Annotated in this window: 3 protein-coding genes and 1 pseudogene; all 4 read right to left on the bottom strand. The window is 30.4% G+C overall.

Annotated features, from left to right (window positions below; translation table 11 throughout):
- Nucleotides 1-8: 8 nt before the first annotated feature.
- Entirely contained in the window at nucleotides 9-488 is a 480-nt protein-coding gene (gene ispF / locus CHL78_RS19930; RefSeq protein WP_094368508.1) for a 2-C-methyl-D-erythritol 2,4-cyclodiphosphate synthase, read from the bottom strand.
- Between the two features lie 14 nt (nucleotides 489-502).
- Entirely contained in the window at nucleotides 503-1183 is a 681-nt protein-coding gene (gene ispD, locus CHL78_RS19925; protein WP_094368509.1) for a 2-C-methyl-D-erythritol 4-phosphate cytidylyltransferase, read from the bottom strand.
- An 89-nt stretch (nucleotides 1184-1272) separates the two neighbouring features.
- On the bottom strand, nucleotides 1273-2358 hold the full coding sequence (locus CHL78_RS19920) for a PIN/TRAM domain-containing protein (protein WP_094368510.1): 1086 nt from the start codon (nucleotides 2356-2358) through the stop codon (nucleotides 1273-1275).
- Between the two features lie 85 nt (nucleotides 2359-2443).
- Nucleotides 2444-2720, bottom strand: a pseudogene (locus CHL78_RS19915) (DNA integrity scanning diadenylate cyclase DisA); the annotation flags it as partial.

The raw sequence follows: 2720 nt of genomic DNA, 5'->3' as shown, positions 1-2720 counted from the left end.
ATTTAATATTACTTGTCAACGTTAATCAGTAAACATATACTTTGTGCTGATATACCTTCTTTAGACCCTGTAAATCCAAGACCTTCTTCAGTAGTTGCTTTTACATTTATGCTATCTATTGATGTATTAAGTGCTTTAGATATATTAATTCTCATATTCTCTATATGAGGAGCCATCTTAGGACTTTGTGCTATTATTGTACAGTCTACATTACCTATAGCATATCCCCTATCTTTTATTAAATTATAAACATGTTCTAATAATTTTATACTATCTGCTCCCTTAAATTTTTCATCAGTGTCAGGGAAATGTTTACCAATATCTCCAAGTGCTAATGCTCCTAATATAGAATCCATTACTGCATGCAATAAAACATCAGCATCAGAGTGACCTAACAACCCTTTTTCATGTGGTATCTCAACGCCACCTATTATTAGCTTTCTATCTTCTACTAATCTATGAACATCATACCCAGTTCCTACTCTCATCTTTTTTCCTCACTTTATCTTCTTGTATTTAATATTTGTTCTCCAAAGTTTATATCTTCCGGGCTAGTTATTTTTATATTTTCATAAGAGCCCATAATCATTGTTACCTTCTGACCCATATTTTCAACAAGCATAGAGTCATCTGTTCCATAGTAATTATTTTTATAAGCTTCTTCATAAGCCTCTACCAATAATTTATACTTAAATGCTTGAGGTGTTTGAGCTGCCCATAAAGTACTTCTTTCTGGTGTTGATTCCACGATATCTTCATTTACAATCTTAATTGTATCTTTCACAGGCACACCTACAACCACTGCTTTTTTTTCTTTCGCAGATTCAATAGATTCATTTATTATTCTATTATCTACAAATGGTCTTGCACCATCATGTACAAGTATAATATCGCAATTCTTATTTACTTCTTTTAATCCATTGTATATAGAGTCTTGTCTTTCTTTTCCTCCATAAGCAATTCTTATATTTTTAAATTTATATTTATCTAGTATATGCTCTTTGAAAAATTCTTCCTCATCTTTCTTTATACATACTACAATTTCATCTATGTTTTCATTCTTACAAAAAGATTCTATCGTATATGCTATTATTTCTTTATTTTTTAATTTTATGAATTGCTTATTTATACCTGCATTCATTCTTTTCCCACTACCGGCTGCAACTATTAATGCACTGTTCATCGTGTAACCCCTTATATTATAAATTGATATAGAAAAGGGTTATATCGCAAGTAATTCATACTCGCAATATAACACCTTTAGTAACTTTATTAATTTTTTGGCTTTCCAAAAATCATTCTTCCTGCTGGCGTTTGAAGTACTGATGTAACTAACACTCTTATAGTTTCACCCATATGTTTTCTACCACCATCTACAACTATCATAGTACCATCATCTAAATATGCTATACCTTGATTAGATTCTTTTCCTTCTTTAACAACTTGTGCTACCATCTCTTCACCAGGTATCGCTACTGGCTTTATAGCATTAGCAAGTTCATTAATATTTAAAACCTCTACTCCTTGGACTTGGGCTACTTTATTTAAATTATAATCATTAGTAACTACCTTTCCATCTATTACTTGAGCTAGTTTTAAAAGCTTACTATCAACTTCAGCTATATCATCAAATCTTGCTTCACTTATTTCAACTTCTATATGTAATTCTTTTTGAATTATATTTAGTATATCAAGTCCTCTTCTTCCTCTAACTCTTTTTAAGTCATCCGAAGAGTCAGCTATATGCTGTAATTCATCTAATACAAATTTAGGTATTATAAGTTTTCCTTCTATAAAACCTGTTTTGCATATATCAGCTATCCTACCATCTATTATTACACTTGTATCTAATATTTTAGGTGGTATAGCTTTTACAACTTCTTTTTTAGCAGTTTTTTCTTTTGCTGATGGCGCTAATCTACTCAATTTGTTTATATTGAATAAATCATCTCTACTTTTTAGTGCTATTCTTATTCCTAAATAACCCATAAATATATATGTAAGTAGTGATAGTACTACACCTACTATTGGTATTGGTCTAACCAAGCTACTTAATAAATATGCTATTACAAAACCAACTATTAGACCTATCGATCCTAATAGAATGTCTGTCTGAGGATATTTAGATATCTCTTTATCTAAAACTTTTGTTATCTCTTTTACTTTATTTATGAACCAAGGTTCTACTAAATAGAATAGTAAACCTGTGACAATCCCTACAACAACGGATGCAATTATCCCATATATATTTGTTCCAAAGCTAAGCGCCGGAAAATCTTTCATTAGCGTTAAATAAGTAGTTAGTCCTATAATGACCCCTACTATGCCTATAACAATTCTTGTAACTTTCCTTATCAATGTTTCACCCCCTAGTTATATTCTTGATATTTAATTATTATAATCCAACTTATCTACTACATTCAAGCAGAATGTTATAATTTTATTATATATGCCTATCTAATAATACTAATTGCTGCATTTTTATGATTCCATTTTTTATATACGTTGCCCTTATTTCTCCTATTCCTTCTACCTCATCTAGATCTTCTATTGAGGCTCCTAATATTTCCCGGAAATTACCGAAATAGTTTACTAAGTTTTCTATGATTCCTGATGGAAGCCTATGTATCTTATTAAGTATTCTGTACCCTCTTGATCTTATTGGCATGTCCATATTTTCTGAGAACCCACTATATCCTAGCATTTTAGCTATATTAATA

Origin of the sequence: Romboutsia weinsteinii, from assembly GCF_002250835.2 — a bacterium.
Taxonomy (GTDB): domain Bacteria; phylum Bacillota; class Clostridia; order Peptostreptococcales; family Peptostreptococcaceae; genus Romboutsia_A; species Romboutsia_A weinsteinii.
Note: the sequence above shows the minus strand (reverse complement) of the source record. Positions and strands in the feature narration are given on the sequence as shown.

Coding starts and splice junctions, on each gene's coding strand:
- ispF (WP_094368508.1), bottom strand. CDS start 488: ATGAGAGTAGGAACTGGGTATGATGTTCATAGATTAGTAGAAGATAGA.
- ispD (WP_094368509.1), bottom strand. CDS start 1,183: ATGAACAGTGCATTAATAGTTGCAGCCGGTAGTGGGAAAAGAATGAAT.